Annotated in this window: 17 protein-coding genes; 5 read left to right on the top strand and 12 right to left on the bottom strand. The window is 69.3% G+C overall.

Annotation, left to right across the window (positions count from 1 at the left end; all coding sequences use genetic code 11):
• Positions 1-9: 9 nt before the first annotated feature.
• The 7 genes from OZ403_RS07290 to rplU form a co-directional block, all read right to left on the bottom strand.
• Positions 10-999 (bottom strand): hypothetical protein, encoded by a 990-nt coding sequence (locus OZ403_RS07290; protein ID WP_268783773.1) that lies wholly within the window; start codon positions 997-999, stop codon positions 10-12.
• Between the two features lie 22 nt (positions 1,000-1,021).
• On the bottom strand, positions 1,022-2,446 hold the full coding sequence (locus OZ403_RS07285; RefSeq protein ID WP_268783772.1) for a hypothetical protein: 1,425 nt from the start codon (positions 2,444-2,446) through the stop codon (positions 1,022-1,024).
• Between the two features lie 10 nt (positions 2,447-2,456).
• Positions 2,457-3,176, bottom strand: coding sequence for a LolA family protein (locus tag OZ403_RS07280; RefSeq protein WP_140788535.1), 720 nt, complete (start codon positions 3,174-3,176; stop codon positions 2,457-2,459).
• 47 nt (positions 3,177-3,223) lie between these two features.
• Positions 3,224-3,901 carry a TrmH family RNA methyltransferase gene (locus tag OZ403_RS07275; protein WP_090484423.1) on the bottom strand — a complete coding sequence of 226 codons (678 nt, stop codon included), beginning with the start codon at positions 3,899-3,901 and terminating at the stop codon, positions 3,224-3,226.
• A gap of 4 nt (positions 3,902-3,905) precedes the next feature.
• Positions 3,906-5,426, bottom strand: coding sequence for a GTPase ObgE (gene obgE, locus OZ403_RS07270; protein WP_140873647.1), 1,521 nt, complete (start codon positions 5,424-5,426; stop codon positions 3,906-3,908).
• A 125-nt stretch (positions 5,427-5,551) separates the two neighbouring features.
• The gene (rpmA, locus tag OZ403_RS07265; RefSeq protein WP_011551586.1) at positions 5,552-5,827 is read right to left on the bottom strand and encodes a 50S ribosomal protein L27; all 276 of its coding nucleotides are present in this window, start codon (positions 5,825-5,827) and stop codon (positions 5,552-5,554) included.
• A gap of 39 nt (positions 5,828-5,866) precedes the next feature.
• Positions 5,867-6,175, bottom strand: coding sequence for a 50S ribosomal protein L21 (gene rplU / locus OZ403_RS07260; protein WP_026113820.1), 309 nt, complete (start codon positions 6,173-6,175; stop codon positions 5,867-5,869).
• Positions 6,176-6,429: 254 nt separating this feature from the next.
• Here rplU and OZ403_RS07255 point away from each other — a divergent pair, with 254 nt between their 5' ends.
• Positions 6,430-6,819, top strand: a complete 390-nt coding sequence (locus OZ403_RS07255; RefSeq protein WP_140788531.1) for a hypothetical protein — start codon at positions 6,430-6,432, stop codon at positions 6,817-6,819.
• A gap of 50 nt (positions 6,820-6,869) precedes the next feature.
• Here the strand turns inward: OZ403_RS07255 and OZ403_RS07250 are convergent, their stop codons facing one another.
• Positions 6,870-8,951 carry a serine/threonine-protein kinase gene (locus tag OZ403_RS07250; protein ID WP_174258678.1) on the bottom strand — a complete coding sequence of 694 codons (2,082 nt, stop codon included), beginning with the start codon at positions 8,949-8,951 and terminating at the stop codon, positions 6,870-6,872.
• A 174-nt stretch (positions 8,952-9,125) separates the two neighbouring features.
• Here OZ403_RS07250 and OZ403_RS07245 point away from each other — a divergent pair, with 174 nt between their 5' ends.
• The gene (locus OZ403_RS07245) at positions 9,126-10,088 is read left to right on the top strand and encodes an isopenicillin N synthase family dioxygenase (protein WP_140797517.1); all 963 of its coding nucleotides are present in this window, start codon (positions 9,126-9,128) and stop codon (positions 10,086-10,088) included.
• Positions 10,089-10,094: 6 nt separating this feature from the next.
• Positions 10,095-11,129 carry a carbon-nitrogen hydrolase family protein gene (locus OZ403_RS07240; RefSeq protein ID WP_140797516.1) on the top strand — a complete coding sequence of 345 codons (1,035 nt, stop codon included), beginning with the start codon at positions 10,095-10,097 and terminating at the stop codon, positions 11,127-11,129.
• Here the strand turns inward: OZ403_RS07240 and gatB are convergent.
• Genes gatB through OZ403_RS07220 form a run of 4 tightly spaced genes read right to left on the bottom strand, consistent with a single transcriptional unit; the run spans position 11,126 to position 14,706 of the window.
• A complete protein-coding gene (gene gatB, locus OZ403_RS07235) occupies positions 11,126-12,565 on the bottom strand; it encodes an Asp-tRNA(Asn)/Glu-tRNA(Gln) amidotransferase subunit GatB (protein WP_140788526.1) in 1,440 nt (479 codons plus the stop codon). The genes OZ403_RS07240 and gatB overlap by 4 nt on opposite strands.
• 32 nt (positions 12,566-12,597) lie before the next feature.
• Positions 12,598-14,058 carry an Asp-tRNA(Asn)/Glu-tRNA(Gln) amidotransferase subunit GatA gene (gatA, locus tag OZ403_RS07230; protein ID WP_140797515.1) on the bottom strand — a complete coding sequence of 487 codons (1,461 nt, stop codon included), beginning with the start codon at positions 14,056-14,058 and terminating at the stop codon, positions 12,598-12,600.
• Between the two features lie 18 nt (positions 14,059-14,076).
• On the bottom strand, positions 14,077-14,364 hold the full coding sequence (gene gatC / locus OZ403_RS07225) for an Asp-tRNA(Asn)/Glu-tRNA(Gln) amidotransferase subunit GatC (protein ID WP_140788522.1): 288 nt from the start codon (positions 14,362-14,364) through the stop codon (positions 14,077-14,079).
• Between the two features lie 6 nt (positions 14,365-14,370).
• Positions 14,371-14,706 carry a TFIIB-type zinc ribbon-containing protein gene (locus OZ403_RS07220; RefSeq protein ID WP_140788520.1) on the bottom strand — a complete coding sequence of 112 codons (336 nt, stop codon included), beginning with the start codon at positions 14,704-14,706 and terminating at the stop codon, positions 14,371-14,373.
• Positions 14,707-14,920: 214 nt separating this feature from the next.
• Between OZ403_RS07220 and OZ403_RS07215 the strand changes: the two genes are divergently transcribed.
• Both OZ403_RS07215 and OZ403_RS07210 read left to right on the top strand, forming a co-directional pair.
• A complete protein-coding gene (locus OZ403_RS07215; protein ID WP_268783771.1) occupies positions 14,921-17,986 on the top strand; it encodes an FtsK/SpoIIIE family DNA translocase in 3,066 nt (1,021 codons plus the stop codon).
• A gap of 119 nt (positions 17,987-18,105) precedes the next feature.
• Entirely contained in the window at positions 18,106-18,390 is a 285-nt protein-coding gene (locus tag OZ403_RS07210; RefSeq protein WP_163884327.1) for an antibiotic biosynthesis monooxygenase family protein, read from the top strand.
• Positions 18,391-18,393: the final 3 nt, after the last annotated feature.

Below are 18,393 nucleotides of genomic sequence, written 5' to 3'. Positions count from 1 at the left end.
CGGGAGCCCTCAGCGCGAGGGCTCCTCCAGCACCAGGGTGCGTCCCGGGCTGACGGCGCGCAGGCGCTCGCGCAGCTTCTCCCGGTCCGCCTTCGCCGACTTCGGCGTCGCCGCCAGCTTCTCGTGGAGGTCGCGCGCCGTGGCGTCGTACCAGACCTCGCGCACGGGCCCACCCTCGGCCATGTGCCGCGCCACGCCCGCGAGCAACCGGCAGCAGTCCTCCCAGCCCGCGTCCTGCTGAGGGCCGCCCTGCTCGCGGGTGAAGGCGATGGCGTCATCCAACGTCTTCCCGTCCTGCAGGTAGACATTGATGAGCGCCCGGGCCGCGCGGTTCCCCGCGTCCCGCATGTTGAGCCACAGGAACCACGCCTTGCCCTCAGGCGCGGGCGACTCCACCGCGTAGATTTCGGTGACGGGCGCGGGCGCACCATCCGGCCCGAGGCCCACGAGCCCCGCCTCGGGCGACACGAGCAACACGAACGCATCCACGGGCAGCTTCAGCGTCTGCGCCAGCACCGTTCCCGGCGTCTCCTTCACCAGGCGCCGGGCCAGGTCCGCCGCCACCTCGTAGCGCTGCCGGCCCCGCTCCTCGTGCACCACCAGGTGCCAGTCCCGCAGCACGGCCTGGAGGTTGGTGTGGGCCCACTGCTGGCGGAACTCGTAGGTGTCCACGCCCTTGCGCCGGCAGATGTCGTCCAGCGTGGAGCGAAGCGCATTCAGCATCTCCTCGTCCTTCAACATGTCGACGTAGTGCGTGTGGCCCACGCGCTCCGCGACGCGTTCGATGACGGCCAGCAATCCGAAGCGGATGGCGCCACTTGCGTCCTGCACGGACAACCGGCCCCGCTCCACTTCCTTGGAGAGGGCGTCGTACATCCGCGAGACGCCCTCCTTTTCCAGGTAGCGGCGGGCCAACTCGATGGAGCGGCGCTGTTCGGTGTACTGACGGTCGAACTCGGTGGGAGACGGGCGCATGTGCGCCAGAGGAGAGCGCAGCACCCCCGCCCCTGTCCAGGTAACGCTAACGGGGGTCTTCTGGCTCCAGCTCCCGCTCCTCAGGTGGGGGCTCACGCGAGGGAGCGCCTCGCGCCGGCATGGCCACGCCCTCGCCCAGCGGCGTGGGCTGGCACTCACACACGGTGCGGCGAGAAGCCGTCTCCGTGACGAAGGCACAGGCCGTGGGGCACTCGGGCTGGCGGCCGTCCTCGAACAGGCCCAGCGTGAAGTCTCGCGCGGTGGACAGCGCCGCATGGCAGGCAGGCAGCGTCTGCGCCAGGGAGCGCCAGGGCACGCGGTGCTGCGTCGTCAGACCCCTGCTGGTGGGGGGGAAGCTCAGCCCCACGCCACAGCCTCTCACCAGCTTCTGCCCGTCCGGCCCCAGCGGCTCCAGGTGAAGCCGCCCTCCTTCTGGCAGGTCCCGGTACACGGCGCCGCTGATCGAGACGCTGCCATCCGGCTCACGCCGCACATGCAGGCCGTAGCAAGCCTCCTCACGGAAGGTGCCATCGGGCGCGGCGCAATGGCTGGTGGCGGAGCCTTCTGACGTACGGACGCGGGGACGCCGCAGCACCAGGGCACCGCCCTTTGCGTCCAGCGTTGCCGTGAAGCGGCCCCAGACATCCGGCCCCAGGCGGCCCAGGCTGCTCGGCGAGTCCCAGCGCCCGGCGGCCTCCACCACCAGCGGGCGGACACCCAGGCCCTCGGCCACCTCGACTGCGTCCAGCGCGAAGGTTCGCGGCGGCAGGTTCGCGGCCGTTTCGAGCGGCTGAAGCCCCTGTGCCTCGGCGAGCCGCACGGACACTCGCGAGAAGGGCTCACGCGAGCCAAGGACGAAGGGGCCCGTGAGATCCGCTCCGCCCTGCGTCATCCGCGTGGCCAGCAGGGGCCAGTCGCCCAGCGGCTCGCGGCTGAGCTCCACCACGTGCACCTCGCGCGAGGCCTCCGTGGCGGTCGCTTCCGCCGCGTAGTCGGCGCGTGGGCGAGAGGCCGTGAAGGTGACTTCCCGCCGCAGTGGGTCCACGGTGAGCGCGTAGAACTCCAGGACGTCCGCGCCCAGCGTCACGGCGCAGACCTTCTCACCGGACAAGCCCGCGGTGCGCACAGGCGACCGCACCGGGCCCACCGAGAAGGCGGGCAATGGCACCACGGGCCAGGAGCGGAAACCTCCCGCGGGCTCGGGCGCGCGGATGGTGCCTTCGGGGGAGGGAAGCGCGCCGTCGAAGCAGCCTCGCGACACGAGCGAGAGTGGCCGCGCCACGTCCAACACCACCGGCACTGGCCGCGTCCCCAGCTGGCCCGCCACGGTGAGCCGCAGCGCGGGCGAGGCCAGCAGCGGCAGCGTCTGACCATGGAAGCCTTGCGGACGCTCGGCGCTGGCGGCCGGTTCCCGATGGCACCCGGTCCCGGCCAGCCCCATCCACCCCATCAGCAGGAACGCGCGACGCACGCTCCGCAGGTTACTGCTTCTTCGCCTTCGTGAAGTCATCCACGCGGGTGTCGTCCGGCACGTCCAGCTTGAAGCTGTCCGCGTCGAGGCCCACGTTCGTCTTCAGGTTGAGGAAGGAGATGGTGTTCTCGCTGCCGTCCGGGTCCACCACCGTGCTCTTGAGCACCTGGGCCGTGGACGGGTCCACCTCCAGGCGCACCTGGCGGAAGCGCGGCTCGTTCTTCAGCGGATCCAACACCAGCAGCGTGCCTTTGCAGTCCTTGCAGGCGCCCTTGGTGATGTTGAACTCGTCCGCGAGCTTTCCCTGGCCGAAGAGGAACGTCACCGACGCGGAGAGCTGGCTGGTGTCCACGTTGGCCACGGTGAGGCTCTGCGCCGCCGGGTCGTACGCGTACACCTTGTTGCCCGCCAGCACGAAGGTGCGCGGCGAGGGCTTCTGGTACTCCCAACGCATCAGGCCGGGCTTCTTGTACGTGACGGTGCCTTCGGACGTCTGCGTGCGCCGGAAGGTCTTGTACTTGTAGTCCTGGCGGAAGCCCGCGCGGAAGTCACCGGTCTTCTCGTAGAAGGACTGCATCCGGTCCACCAAGGACTTCACTTCCGGCGTCATGGGCTTCGCGGCGGCGGGGGCCGCGGGCGCGGCCTGGACCGTCGGAGCGGGCTTCACCGGGGTGGCGGCAGGGGTGGCAGGGGCGGACAGGAGCGTAGCGAGCAGGGCTTCGAAGAACATGGCGTACCTCCATCTAAACCATCCCGACGGGGCCTGGGCCCCGGCATTCATGGGGCCTTCTTGAACAGGCGCTTCCTCTGTTTGATGGCCAGCACGTAGAAGCGCTCACGCAGGGCCTGGGCATCCTCGGGAGACAGGTCTCCCGACTGCCCCAGGTGCTCGTCCCGCCAGGCAATCGCCCGGCTGATGCAGGCGGACGCCGCCGCGGAGATGTTCAGGCTCTGGCTGAAGCCCTTCATGGGGACCCAGAACGTGCCGTCCACGCCGGCCAGCACGTCCTCGCTCACGCCACGCCGCTCGTTGCCGAACACCAGCGCCATCTTCCCGTCGAAGCGCAGGGTGTAGAGGCTGGTGGCCCCCTCCTGGATGGCGGAGGCGTACAGCGAGAAGCCACGGGACTTCAGGTGCTCGCGGCACTCGGCGAACGTCTTGTACAGCTTCACGTCCAGCCACTTGTCGCAGCCCTGCGCCACCCTCGAGTTGGGAACGAAGGGCGCTTCCGGGTTGATGATGATGTGGACTTCCTGCACGCCCATGGACTCGCAGGTGCGCAGCACCGCGGCCATGTTGAAGCTGTCCTCCAGCCGGTCCAGGACCACCGTGAAGTTGCGCGTCCGGTGACTGACGACGCGATCAATCTTCTCCTTGCGCACGTCGAGCAGGAACTGCTCCGGCTCGAACTGCTCCCGCTCGTAGCGCTCGTAGCGCGCACCACCACCCGACATGGACTCAGCTCCTCCCGCCGCCCGACTTGCGCGCCGGAGCACGCTTCGTGGCCGCGGATGACTTCTTCCCCCCGGCCTTGCCCGACGAGCCGCGCTTGCTCGCGGATGCCTTCTTCGCGGTGGCCTTGCCCGACGCGCCACTCTTGCTCGCGGATGCCTTCTTCGCGGCGGACTTCTTCACCGGCGCGGTGCCTGACTTGCGAGCTGGGGCCGTCTTCGTCGCGGCCTTCTTCGCCGCAGCAGTGCCCACCTTGCGCACTGCAGACGTCTTCGCAGCTGCGCCCGCCTTGCGAGCCGGAGCCTTCTTCGCAGCGGCAGAGGTCTTCGTAGCTGCGCCCGCCTTGCGAGCCGGAGCCTTCTTCGTCACGGCCTTCTTCGCAGCCGCAGACGTCTTCGTCGCAGACCTCGTCGCCGCAACTGCGCCCGCCTTGCGAGCCGGAGCCTTCTTCTCCGCGGCCTTCGCCTTGGCCTTCCCCGCCCGAGCCGCCTTGGCGGGAATCTCCACGTGGAGCTTCTCGGTGCGCCCCGTGAACAGCACCTCCGCCACGGAGTCCATCAGCGGCTGCATGCCCTCGCCGGTGGCGCAGGACACGGGATACACACGGATGCCGCGCGCACGCAGCGCCTCCGTGAAGCCCTCCAGCCGGGCCTGCGCGTCGGGCAGATCCAACTTGTTGGCCGCCACCACCTGCGGCTTGGACGCCAGCTCCGGGCTGTACTTGCCCAGCTCCGCGTTGAGCACGTCGAAGTCGTGCAGCGGCGCGCGGCCCTCGCCCTCCGCCCCCATGTCGATGAGGTGGATCAGCACCTTGCACCGCTCCACGTGGCGCAGGAACTGGTGCCCCAGGCCCACGCCCTCGCTGGCGCCCTCGATGATGCCGGGGATGTCCGCCATCACGAAGGACAGGCCGTCCTTGTACTGGACCATGCCCAGGTTGGGGACCAGCGTGGTGAAGGGATAGTCGGCAACCTTCGGCCGAGCCCGGCTCACGCGGGAGATGAACGTGCTCTTGCCCGCGTTGGGGAAGCCCAGCAGTCCCACGTCCGCCAGCAGCTTCAGCTCCAGCCGGAGCGTCAGCTCCTCGCCCTTCGTCCCATCCTGGGCGAAGCGCGGCGTCTGCCGGGTGGAGGTGGCGAAGTTCATGTTGCCCAGGCCGCCGCGCCCGCCCTTCGCCGCCACCCAGCGCTGGCCGTCCTCGCTCAGGTCGACCAGCAGCTCCTCGGTGTGGGCGTCCTTCACCAGCGTGCCCACGGGCACCTTGAGCACCATGTCCTCGGCGGCGCGACCGTTACAGTCGCTGCCCATGCCGTGCTCGCCATTCTTGGCGCGGTGGTGCTGCTGGTAGCGGTAGTCGAGCAGCGTCGTGAGCTGAGGATCCGCCACGAAGACGACGGAGCCGCCGTTGCCACCGTCCCCGCCATTGGGGCCACCGCGCTCGATGTACTTCTCCCGCCGGAACGAGACGGAGCCGTTGCCGCCATCCCCCGCCTTCACGAAGATGCGGACCTCGTCGACGAACTTCATCTGGAACTCCTGGATAAACGAAGAGCGGGCCGCCTCGCATCCCGCTGCCGGAAGGGCGCGTGGACTGGAGAAGCGACCCGCTCGTGGGTGCCGCACGGTTGCCAGCCTCAAGGGCCGGCTAGCCGTCAGGCGCTCGCCTGCTCAGCGGCGGCCGGGTAGACCGAAACCTTCTTCCGGTCGCGGCCCAGGCGCTCGTACTTCACCACGCCGTCCACCACCGAGTAGAGGGTGAAGTCGCGGCCGAGCTTCACGTTGGCGCCGGCGTGGATGACCGTGCCGACCTGGCGAACGAGGATGCTGCCCGCCGACACCGTCTCACCGCCGTACACCTTCACGCCACGATACTGCGGGTTGGAATCGCGACCGTTGCGCGAAGAACCCTGTCCTTTTTTATGAGCCATGACACCGTGCTCCTGAAGTTTGAGGTGAAACCGCCCGGACTAGCCGGCGATGGAGGTGACCTTCACCTCGGTGTACGGCTGACGGTGACCGCGGCGGCGGGTCCAGCCCTCCTTCTCCTTCCGGAAGTGGAGGACGCGGCGGTGCTTGTCCTGAGCCAGGACCTTGCCCACGACCTTCGCGCCGGCGACGGTCGGCTGGCCCACCTTCGGGCTCTCCGAACCACCGACCAGCAGAATCTCCGTGAAGGTCACTTCGGCCCCGACGTCGCCCGCGATCTTCTCGATCCGGACCACATCGCCCTCGGCGACGCGGTACTGCTTCCCGCCCGTGCGAATCACTGCGTACATCGTCAAACCCCTGTCATCTGTCGGGTTGGGTCAACCCGTGGAATCGACCGCGCATTTCGGACGGGTGGACCATCCAATCGCGCCAAAGGCGGCGGGATTTACGGGAGATACCCTGGGGAGTCAAGGCGGTTGAAGGATCAGAACGCGACTCCCCGGCCGTTTACTCGACCCCTGGGTCAATGCTAACTCGGAAACCGGGCTTTCGGCCGCCCTTCCGCAACCCGGCCTCTTAACCTCGTCCAGAGGGGGACACTATGAAGAAGCTCCTGATCGGCCTCGTGGCCAGCAGCGCCCTTGCCTTCGGCACCGGCTGTGGCGGTGGCGATGATGACCTTTGCGAAGACCTGTACAACAGCAGCAACGAGGTTGACAAAAAGGGCCGTGCCTGCGGAGTTACTGGACTATCGGATAACGAGATGGACGCCGCCATCCAGCAATGCAAGAGCGGCCTCGACAAGTGCACCGATAGCGACAAGGAGAAGATCGAGCGAGCCGTCAAGTGCCTCGACGGGGTCAACACCTGCTCCGAGGGCAACGAGATGCAGTACTTTGGCGAACTGATCGGCTGTGCGGCACAGCTCTCCGGGATCAGCGAGGCCTGCCGGGCCGCTGTTACCGTGGAAGACCTGGACGAAGAGCCGTAATTTCGAGCGACCTTCCATCCCAGGAAATGGTCCAGGGCCCGGCTCCTTCTTCAAGGTGACCGGGCCCTGTCATGTCCGGCCGCCGCTGTCGCCCGCCCGCCCAGCACCCGGCGGAGCCGCCGGTAGCGCTGGAGCATGTCCACCTCCAGCGGCGCGAGCTTCAGCCCCCGTTCGTACTGCTCCAGCGCCTGGGAGAGCTGGCCGTCGCGCTCCAGCGCGCCACCAGACTGGAAGTGGATCCGCGCCGTGCCCATGGCCTGGGGCCTGCGCGCCAGGAACTCGCGCCGCAGGGACTCCAGTTGCTCGGCGGTCAGCCCGGCTTCCAGGCACTTCGCCACCCCGCGGTGATTGCCGCGCCAGGCATCGTAGAGGGCCCGCTGCACCGTGGCGCCCAACGCCTCGGCCGCCTCGCGGACGCGTACGCGCAACGCGTCCACCTGCGCGCGTTGGGGAGGCGTCAGCGAGTGCTGTTCCAGGGACTCCAGCGAGCGCCAGGCCTCGCGGGTCCGCAGGCGCACCGTGCCCATGTCCGAGTCCGGCTCCAGCGCCAGCACCGCATACGCGTCTCCCGCCGAGCGCTGACGCCAGGCCTCCAGCAGGCGCGCCACGGCCGGGTCTTCCGTGGGCGGAACTTGCGGGACAGCACGTACCGGCTCGCCCTGGAGGAGCGCATCCACCGCGGCCTTGAGCACGGCGGTGGCCTCCACGAACTGGACGCCGAAGCCAGTGGGCATCCCCCAGACGCGCGCTTGCGCGGGCGGAACGAGCCGCACCACTTCACACATGACCGACAGGGGCCCGGACGCCAGCTCCAGCACCACGGGCAGCCGCGAGCACAGCGGCGGCAGTACGCGCCCACCGTGAAGGAACAAGCCACCCCGGGACAGGCCACTGCCCCTGAGCCGCACAGGGCTTTCCCCTGGCCGCAGCACGACCTGCACCGGCACTTCCACGGTGGAGGCGCGGGGCGCCGTCGGCACGGCGGGGGCAAGACGCCGCTGGGACGTGCTCGCGAGCAAGGAAGGCACCTGCCCCGCCCGCGCGCCCACGGCAAGCCGCCCCCGCGCCTGGCCTTCGGTGGGCATTCCTGGCGCGACGGGCGCCCGCTCGAGCACCGCGAGTCCTCCGGGACTCGTCTTCCGCGCCGACACGCGCACGTGCTCGGCAAGCGCCACCTGCAGCGCGTTCCGGAACGATGCGATGGAGGCGTATCGGTCCTCGGGCTTCTTGGCCAGGGCGCGCAGGATGACGTGCTCCAACGCGGCGGACACGGCCGGGTACACGGAGCGGGGGGGCGGCGGTGGCCGCAGCTGATGGGCCACCAGTTGCGCGGCCAGTCCCTCATCGTTGAAGGGAAGCCGGCCGGTGAGGAGCTGGTAGGCGATGACACCCAGCGCATACAGGTCCGCGCGGCCATCCACGCCGCGCCCCATGGACTGCTCGGGGGCCATGTACTCGGGCGTCCCCACGATGATGCCCGCGTGCGTCTGGGGCATGTGCGCGTCCGCCAGCTTGGCGATGCCGAAGTCCAGCACCTTGACGAAGGGCGCGTTGCGCTTGCGCCGGACCAGGAAGATGTTGTCCGGCTTCAGGTCGCGGTGGACGATGCCTCGCGCATGCGCGGCCTGGAGCGCGTCGCACACCTGCGACAGCACCGAGACGACCGCGCCCGCGGCCAGGGGCGTCCCCACCCACGCGGACAACGGCGCCCCATCCAGGAACTCCATGATGAGGTAGGGGCGCGGCGGCGTGGCATCCATGTCGAAGATGCTGACGATGTTTTCGTGGCCGATGAGGTTCACCGCCCGCGCCTCCGCATGGAAGCGCTGGACCAGCTCCGGGTACATCGTCAGGTGCGCGTGCAGCACCTTCACCGCGACCCGGCTGCCAATGGAGACGTGCTCGCCCAGGTAGACGGCCCCCATGCCACCCCGGCCCAGGCGCCGCACCAGCCGGAAGCTGCCGCACCGGACGCCCACCAGGGGGTCCTGCGCCTCCACCACGGGGGCACACCTGGGACGCGCCGTTCCCCCGGCCCCCACGTCCGCGCGCACCAGCGTCGAACACGAGGCATCCGCCCCATGCCGCCGGCCACACGCCCCACACCCACCACCGCTGCTCACCTCGGGCATCCGCCTCCCCCCAACCTGCTCGCCCAACATGGACTCCGGGAGCACTGACTTCCACAGAGGATGAGGGCGGATGTCCGATGGTGCCGCACCCTCGAAGCCACAGTCGGAGAACAGGGTCCTCTGGCGGACGCTGTGCGTGCCGACAATCCATCACGGTGGTTAGAGTGCGGCGCCATGTCGCCAACCCAGCGCCGCATCCCCGTCGTCAACCTGTCCCATTACCGCACGGGCACGCCCCAGGAGCGCGCCCGCTTCGTGCAGGTGTTCGGCGACGGCATCAAGGAGTTCGGCTTCGTCACGGTGGAAGGCCACGGCATCGACGACGGCCTCATCCGCCGCACGTACACGGACGTGGAGCGCTTCTTCGCCCTGCCCGAGGCCACCAAGGCCCAGTACGCCCAAGCGGGGCACGGCGGCCAGCGCGGCTACATCGGCTATGGCCAGGAGCACGCGAAGAACCGCCAGGTGGGGGACCTGAAGGAGTTCTGGCACGTGGGCCGCGAGCTGCCGCCTGACCACCAGTACCACGCGCTCTACGGTCCCAACGTGTGGCCCACCGAGGTGTCCACCTTCCGCGAGCACACGCTGTCGCTCTTCAACGCGCTGGATGGCGCGGCGGGCGTCATGCTCCAGGCGCTCGCCGAGTACTTTGGCGTGGCGCGCGACACCTTCAGCGGCATGGCCACGGACGGCAACTCCGTGCTGCGGCTCATCCACTACCCGCCGCTGAAGGAGCGCTTCATCCCGGGGGGCGTGCGCGCCGCCGAGCATGAGGACATCAACCTCATCACCCTGCTCTGCGAGGGCACCGCGTCCGGCCTGGAGCTGCTCACCCGCGACGGGGAATGGCTGCCGGTGGACACGCTGCGCGGACAGATTGTCGTCGACTCGGGCGACATGCTCAGCCGCGTGACGAACGAAATCATCCCCGCCACCACGCACCGGGTGGTGAACCCGCGCAGCAAGGAAGAGGACACGGTGCGCTACTCGATGCCCTTCTTCGTCCATCCCTACGCGGACTGCGTGCTCCAAGCGCTGCCCTGCACCCAGACGGCGGACACCCCGGCGCGCCACGCGCCCATCACCGCGGATGCCTTCCTCAAGCAGCGGCTGCGCGAGAATGGCCTCCTGAAGTAACGCACCGTGGACACGGCCACCGACATCGTCGAACTGTTCGCCCTCCAGCCCCGCGTCTCGCTGGAGGACTACGCCTCTCCGGCCGCCTTCGCCGCGCGACACCGTGCGCTGGCGGCGAAGGTGGATGCCCTGCGCGCCCGGGATGCGGCAGGCCAGCCGCGCTACCCGGCGCTCGTCGTGTGGCCGGAGTCGGTGGGGGCACCGCTGCTGTTCCTGGGCCACGTGCACCGCGTGCGACGAAGCACCTCACTCCAGGGTGCACTGAAACGCGTGGTCCTCTCCGAGGTCTGGGGCGTGTGGAATGCCTGGAGCGACTTCCGGCCGCCGTCGCTGACGGAGTGCCTCTACGCCGCGCGAGCGCCCCTCGTGCACCGGACGCTGTGGAACACCTTCTCTGGCATCGCGCGGGATTTCGGCCTGTGGGTGGTGGCGGGCAGTGCGCTGCTGCCCGCCAGCCGCCGGGGGGAGGACTCGCCAGACTTCGAGCCCTTCAGCGCTCGCACCTACAACACCAGCTACACCTTCTCCCCCGAAGGCAACTGCGTCGCGGCCTCGCGCAAGGCCAATCTGGTGCCCTCCTGGGAGGACGGGCTGCACCTCAGCCCTGGCCGCCCGGAGGACCTGCCCGTGCTCCAGACGCCCTTCGGCAAGCTGGCGACCCTCATCGGCTATGACGGCTTCGCCCAGCCGCATACCCGCGACGAGCCCTGGTTCGTCCCCTGCGCGCAATACCTCGACGCCATGCGAGTGGACGTCCTCGCCCATCCCGACCTCCACGCCGGGCCGTGGACACGCCCTGCCCAAGGCGAGCGCTGGCGACACGAAGGCCTGCCCGCGCAGCTGCGCACGCTCCGGAACGTGCGCTACGTGGTGAGCGCGCAGCAGGTGGGCAGTCTGCTCGGCGGCACCTTCGAGGCCACCTCGCACATCCTGGAGCGCACGGCCTCCGGCGACGTGCGAGTGCTCGCCCAGGCCCAGACGACGCAAGAGGAGGACGTGGTGCACGCCACCGTGCCCACCACGGCACCAGGCACGCCTTAGTCGCCGAGCTTCTTCTTCAGCAGTTCGTTGACCAGGGCGGGGTTGCCCTTGCCCTTCATGGCCCGCATCACCTGGCCCACGAAGAAGCCGAACACCTGCTTCTTGCCAGCGCGGTACTTCTCAATCTCCCCCGCGTTCTTCGCGAGGATGTCGTCCACCACCGCCTCGATGGCGCCGGTGTCGCTCACCTGGGCCAGGCCCTTCTCCGCGATGATGTCCGCGGGGGCCTTGCCCGTGCGGAACATCTCCCCGAGCACATCCTTGCCCGCGTTGGCGGACACCGTGCCCTGGTCGACGGCGCCCAGCAGCGCCCCCAGCTGCGCCGGCGTGAAGCGCAGCGCGGACAGTGGCGTGCCCTCCTCCTTCAGCAGGCGCATCAGCTCGCCGAGGAACCAGTTGGAGAGCTTCTTGTAGTCCTTGTAGTGCCCGGCGCAGGCCTCGAAGTAGTCGGCCAGCGGACGCTCGGCGGTGAGGATGCGGGCGTCATACGCGGGCAGCCCGTACTGGCTGATGAAGCGCTGGAGCTTCGCGCGAGGCAGCTCCGGCAGCGCCTTCGCCGCGGCGTCGATGGCCTCCGCGCTCACGTGCAGCGGCGGCAGGTCCGGCTCCGGGAAGTACCGGTAGTCGTGCGCCTCCTCCTTGCTGCGCATGGAGCGGGTGACGCCCTTGTTCACGTCCCATAGGCGCGTCTCCTGCACCACCTTGCCGCCCGACTCGATGACGTCCACCTGCCGGGCAATCTCGTACTCGATGGCCTGCTTGAGGAAGCGGAACGAGTTGAGGTTCTTCAGCTCGCAGCGCTGGCCGAACGTGGTGGAGCCCTTCGGCATCACCGACACGTTGGCGTCACAGCGGAAGCTGCCCTCCTCCAGGTTGCCGTCGTTGACGCCCAGGTAGACGAGCACGTCCCGCATCGACTTGAGGTACTCCACCGCCTCGTCCGCGTCGCGCAGGTCCGGCTGGCTGACGATTTCGAGCAGCGGCACCCCCGCGCGGTTGAGGTCCACCAGGCTCTGGCCCCCACCGGCGTCATGCACGCTCTTGCCCGCGTCCTCTTCCATGTGGATGCGGAGGATGCGGATGGTCTTCTCGCCCTGCGGCGTGTCGATGACGAGCCGACCGTGCTCACAGATGGGCTGGTCGAACTGCGTAATCTGGTAGCCCTTGGGCAGGTCCGGATAGAAGTAGTTCTTCCGGCTCCACACGCTCGTCGGGCGGATGGTGCACTCCAACGCCAGGCCCGTGCGCACGGCGAACTCCGCCACGCGCTGGTTGAGCACCGGCAGCACACCGGGCATGCCCAGGCACACCGGACAGGTGTTGCGGTTGGGCTCGGCGCCGAACGCGGTGGAGCAGCCACAGAAAATCTTGGACTGCGTGAGGAGCTGCGCGTGGACCTCGAGGCCGATGACGGGCTGGAAATCGCTCACGGGCATGGCGGTGTCACCAGGGCGGACGCTCGCGGGCCCTACAGGGGCGCGGAGCGACGGAAGAAGTCGTGCTCGCGCTCGTACGCGCGGGCGATTCGCAGCAGGCCAGCCTCGTCGAAGGGCCGTCCCAGAATCTGCAGGCCCACGGGCAGGCCCGCCTTCGTGAAGCCGCAGGGCACCGACAGGCCGGGCAGGCCCGCCAGGTTGCAAGGCAGCGTGTAGATGTCCATGAGGTACATGGACAGCGGGTCCTCCACCTTCTCACCCAGCTTGAAGGCCGGCACCGGCGAGGTGGGTGACAGCAGCGCGTCCACTTGCTGGAACGCCCGCGTGAAGTCCTCGCGGATGAGCGTGCGGACCTTCTGCGCGCGCAGGTAGTGAGCGTCGTAGTAGCCGGAGGACAGCGCGAAGGTCCCCAGCATGATGCGGCGCTTCACCTCCGCGCCGAAGCCCTGCTCCCGCGTCAGCGCGTACACATCCCGCAGGCTGCGCGCGTCCTTCGCCCGCAGGCCGAAGCGCACGCCATCGTAGCGAGCCAGGTTGCTGGACGCCTCCGCGGGCGCGATGAGGTAGTACGTCGCCAGCGCGTACTTCGTGTGGGGCAGCGACACGTCCACCAGCGTCGCGCCCAGACGCTCGTACTCACGCAGGGCCTCGCGCACCGCGGCCTCCACCTCCGGGTCCATGCCCTCGGTGAAGTACTCGCGCGGAACGCCCAGCTTCAGGCCCCGCACGCCAGCCTCCAGGTCCGCCGAATAATCCGGCACGGGCGCGTCCGCGGACGTGGCGTCCCGTGCGTCCGGCCGCGCAATCACCTGGAGCAGCGCCGCCGCGTCCGCCACCGTGCGCGTCATCGGGCCCGGCTGGTCCAGCGACGAAGCGAAGGCGATGACGCCAAAGCGCGACACCCGGCCGTAGGTGGGCTTCAGCCCCACGGTGTTGGTGAGCGCCGCGGGCTGGCGGATGGAGCCGCCCGTGTCCGTTCCCAGCGCGCCGAACACCTCGCGCGCGGCCACCGCCGCCGCCGAGCCACCTGACGAGCCGCCCGGCGTGCGCGACACATCCCACGGGTTGTGGCAGGGGAAGAAGGCGCTGGATTCGTTGGACGAGCCCATCGCGAACTCATCCATGTTCAGCTTGCCCACCAGCGGCAGGCCCGCCTCCTTCAGCAGGCGCACCACCGTGGCGTCATAGGGCGGAACGAAGCCCTCCAGGATGCGCGAGCCGGCGGTGGTCTCCACGCCCTCGGTGAGGAAGATGTCCTTGAGCCCCAACGGCACGCCGTCCAGGGCACTGGCGGGACTGCCCGACTTGCGGCGCACGTCACTGGCGCGAGCGGCGGCCAGGGCACCGGCTTCATCCACGCGCAAGAAGGCGCGCACCTTCGGATCCACCTGCTGGATGCGCGCCAGGCTCGCGCGGGTGGCCTCCTCGGAGGAGACCTCTCCCGCGGCCAGCTTCGCGGCCAGCTCCAGCATCGTGAGGTCCGTGAGCTGCATGGCGTGGAATCTCCGGGACTACTCGATGATTTTCGGCACGGCGAAGGACGTGTCCGACTTCGCCGGCGCGTTGGCCAGGGACTTCTCTGGTGGCAGGGACGGCCGCGTCACGTCCTCACGCAACCGTGAGGACGTGAGCGTGGCGTGGGAAGTGGGCTCCACGGACTCCACGTCGAGCGACTGGAGCTGCTCCACCGCGTCCAGCACCGCGGACAGCTGGGTGGTGAAGCGCTGCTCCTCTTCCGGAGTCAGCGACAGCCGCGCCAGTGTGGCCACATGGCGCACCTGCTCGAGCGTGAGCGCCACGGCGGCCTACTTCTTCTTGAAGAGGTTGAGGATGGCCCCCATCACCTTGCCACTGCCCTCGTGGCCGTGCTGGGCGACCAGCTGGTCCAGCTCCCCGGCGTCCAGGAAGATGCCGTGGCAGTTGAAGCAGGTCTCGATTTCGACATTCCCCTGCTTCAGCGTCTGGAGGTCCATGCCGCACTTGGGGCACTTCATCCAGTGGAGCTTCTTGAGCTCCTCGCGCTGCTGCGCCGCGTTCGCCGCGGCCTGCTCCAGGGCCAGCTTGCGCTTCTTCTCAATCTCCTCCCGGGCGAAGTACTCCTCCTCGGTGGATGACGGCTTGTCGGTACGAGCGTCGGCCATGTGATGTTCCTCCACGAAGTCCCGCCGCCGCGCGGCATGCGCGCCCGGACGGCGATGTTGGGCGGCACCATACCCCCTCTGCGGAGGGGTGCAGCCGAAATGTAGGTCCCCCGTCCGGGGCTGGAAAATTGACCGGTCCCCCGCCCTCCCTACACTCGCTGCGGGCATTGCTACAGCCCGCTACGCGGCTGAGACGCGCAGAGGGAAGACGGACATGACGGCGAAGAAGGGTCGGGCGGAGAAGGCGGTCCTGTCCCGGCAGGAAATCGCGACGCGCCGCAGGGCGCTGGCGGACAAGCGGATGAAGGCCGGCAAGGGCGGAGACGTCGCCACCCGGGCCATCATCGGCGTGTTCCTGCTGGCGGCGTCGTTGATTGCCCTGCTGGCGGTGGCCACTTTCGATGCGAAGGACCGGGTGGGCCCGGGCTTCAACAACGCGGTGGGCCCCATGGGGCACCTCATCGCGGAGTCACTGCGCGGCCTGTTGGGCGTGTGCGCCTACCTCATCCCGGTGGGTGGCATCTACACGGCCATGGTGCTCTTCGTGGGCAGCCGGGACCGGAAGCGAGGACCGCAAATCATCAGCCTGGCGCTGCTGACGGTCAGCGTGTCCGTCCTGGCGCAGCTGATGTTCGCCGGTGACAAGGGCTGGGCACACCCGCCGGGTGGCGCGCTGGGCGCCAGCCTGGGCGGCGTCATGTCCGGCCTGTTCTCCACGGTGGGCACCGTCATCCTGGTGACGGCCATCAGCGCGGCCGCCCTCATCGTGGGCACCCAATACACCTTCCTCAAGCTGTGCTCGCTGGCCTGGGCCGGGCTGTGCGTGGTGGGCCGCCGCGTCCAGGAATCCGCCAGCGTGTTCTGGGAAGCGCAGAAGGTGGCCTACCAGGAGCGGCAGGAGCGCGCCGCCGAGGAGAAGCTGGAGGAGGCCGCCTTCCTCGCGCAGCTCGAGGCTGACGAGGAAGAGCTCGCCGAAGCCGAGCGCCTGGCCGAAGAGGCCGAGGCCGCCGAGGCCGAGGCCATGGCGGAGGAGGCCTTCCGGCTGTCGAAGCAGCAGGAGAAGGAGCAGGCCGTCGCCGCGAAGCTGGCGCTCAAGGAGTCTCGCGAGCGCGAGAAGGCGGAGAAGCTGGAGAAGAAGCTGCTCCCGCCGACCCGCGAGGCCGACTCGCTGCCGCCCGCCCCCGCGCCCGTGCTGGCCCTTCCCGAGAAGGCTCCGGCGAAGGCGGAGAAGCGCCCGGCCCTGGGTGCCGACCCGGCCTGGGCCGCGTCCTTCCTGCCGCCCTCGCCCAACCTCATCATTCCCGCCGACGGCGCCGACGCCACCGAAACGCCGCGCGCCCGCCGCAAGCCGAACATCGTCACCGGCCCGGCGCCGGTCCCCATGGCCGACGTGGAGACCGAGCCTGTCGCGCCCGTCATCGCCGCCCCCGTGGCGCCGGTGGCGCCCGCCCCCGCCGCGCCGGCCGACATCGTTCCCGCGCAGCCGTCCGCGCTGGCGCGCATGCCGCTCATCGTGGAGCCCAAGGCCCCGCCCAAGCCCACCGTCAAGAAGAGCCAGGACCAGTTCGAGTTCGTCGGCGACCGCAAGAGCTTCTCGCTGCCGCCGCTCGACGTGCTCGAGTGCGACAAGACGGAGCGCTCCGCGCTGGACAAGGACGTGTACCTGTCCACGGCGGAGAAGCTGCGCGCGAAGCTGGCGGACTTCGGCATCGTCGGCGAGGTGGTGGAGATTCGCCCCGGCCCCGTCGTCACCATGTACGAGTTCCTCCCGGGGCCCGGCATCAAGGTGAGCAAGATTGCCGCGCTCGCGGACGACCTCGCCATGGCCATGGAGGCCATGCGCGTGCGCATCGTCGCCCCCATCCCCGGCAAGGGCGTGGTGGGCATCGAGGTGCCGAACAGGGACCGCGAGACCGTCTACCTCAAGGAGATCGCCGAGCAGGACGCCTTCAACAAGGGCGCCAGCAAGCTGACCATGTGCGTGGGCAAGGACATCGAGGGCATGCCGTACGTCCTCGACCTGGCCAAGGCGCCCCACCTGCTCATCGCAGGCACCACCGGCTCCGGTAAGTCGGTGGCGGTGAACTCCATGATCATGAGCATCCTCCTCAAGGCCACGCCCGAGGAGGTCCGCTTCATCATGGTGGATCCGAAGATGTTGGAGCTCTCCGTCTACGAGGGCATCCCCCACCTGCTGCTGCCGGTGGTGACGGACCCGAAGAAGGCGGCGCTCGCGCTGCGCTGGGCCGTGGAGGAGATGGAGCGCCGCTACCAGATGCTGTCCGAGGCGGGCGTGCGCAACATCGCCGGCTTCAACAAGCTGGTGGAGAGCACCGCGGTGGAGGTGAAGACGACCACCGAGTCCGCGCCGAAGAAGAAGGCGAAGCCGAAGAACGTGCTCGTGCTCGACGGCGAGAGCCCCAAGTCCTCCATGCCCGCGGGCGGCGAGAGCCTGGGCGTCGCCGCACCCCGGGACGACGAGGACGACGTGCTCGAAGCGCAGGCGTCCGAGGACGCCGAGGCTCCGGAGCTGGAGGCCGAGTCCGAGGACACCGAGGCGCTGGAGGCCAGCGAGTCTACCGAGCCGGAGAAGAAGCAGCTCAAGAAGCTGCCCTACATCGTGGTCATCATCGACGAGCTCGCCGACCTGATGATGGTGGCCAGCCGCGAGGTGGAGACCTACGTCGCGCGCCTGGCGCAGATGGCCCGCGCGGCCGGCATCCACCTGATGGTCGCCACGCAGCGCCCGTCCACGGACGTCGTCACTGGCGTCATCAAGGCCAACTTCCCCACGCGCGTCAGCTTCATGCTGCGCTCGAAGCCGGACTCGATGACGATTCTGGGCACGGTGGGCGCCGAGGCCCTGCTGGGCATGGGCGACATGCTCATCATGCCGCCCACCAGCGCGCACCTGCAGCGCGTGCACGGCGCCTTCGTTTCGGAGAACGAAATCAAGAAGGCGGTGGACCACCTCAAGGCCCAGGGCAAGCCCGTCTACGACGATTCCATCCTCAAGCCGCGCGACGAGGACGTGGAAGGTGGCGGCGAGGAGGACGAGCTGTCCGACGAGCTGTACGACCAGGCGCTCGCGACGGTCAGCGAGATGCGCGCCGTCTCCATCTCCATGCTCCAGCGCAAGATGCGCATCGGCTACAACCGCGCGGCGCGCATGATTGAGCGGATGGAGCGCGACGGCGTGGTGGGCGCGGCGGATGGTGCCAAGCCCCGCGAGGTGCTCATCCGGGGCCTCGGCGACATGCCCGGCGCCGGGGCCATGTAAGGCCCGCGTGGCCGCCTTCTCCCAGATTGGATGGGAGGCGGTGGCGCTGGCGGTTCCACTTCACGGGGGCGTCCTGGCTCGGCCCGGACGCCCTCGCTGTTTTCCACCGAGGCGTGCCCATGATTGTCGCCATCTCCCGCTTCCGGCCGGCCCCCGAGGAAGCGGACCGCCTGGTCGCCCGCTTCCAGGCGCGCACGCGGGCGGTGGACGGATACCCGGGCTTCCTGGGGCTGGAGGTGCTGCGCTCCTTCGAGCGGCCGCCGGAGCTGATGCTGGTGACGCGCTGGCGGGACAAGGCCTCCATGCGGGCCTATTTCCAGTCCGAGGACTTCCAGCGGGCCCGGGAGGCGAGCGCCCAGCAAGAGGACGCCACCTTCGCCCTCTACGAGGTGGTGGGCACATGAAAC

Source organism: Myxococcus sp. NMCA1 (assembly GCF_026810205.1).
GTDB classification, from domain to species: domain Bacteria; phylum Myxococcota; class Myxococcia; order Myxococcales; family Myxococcaceae; genus Myxococcus; species Myxococcus xanthus_A.
Note: the sequence above shows the minus strand (reverse complement) of the source record. Positions and strands in the feature narration are given on the sequence as shown.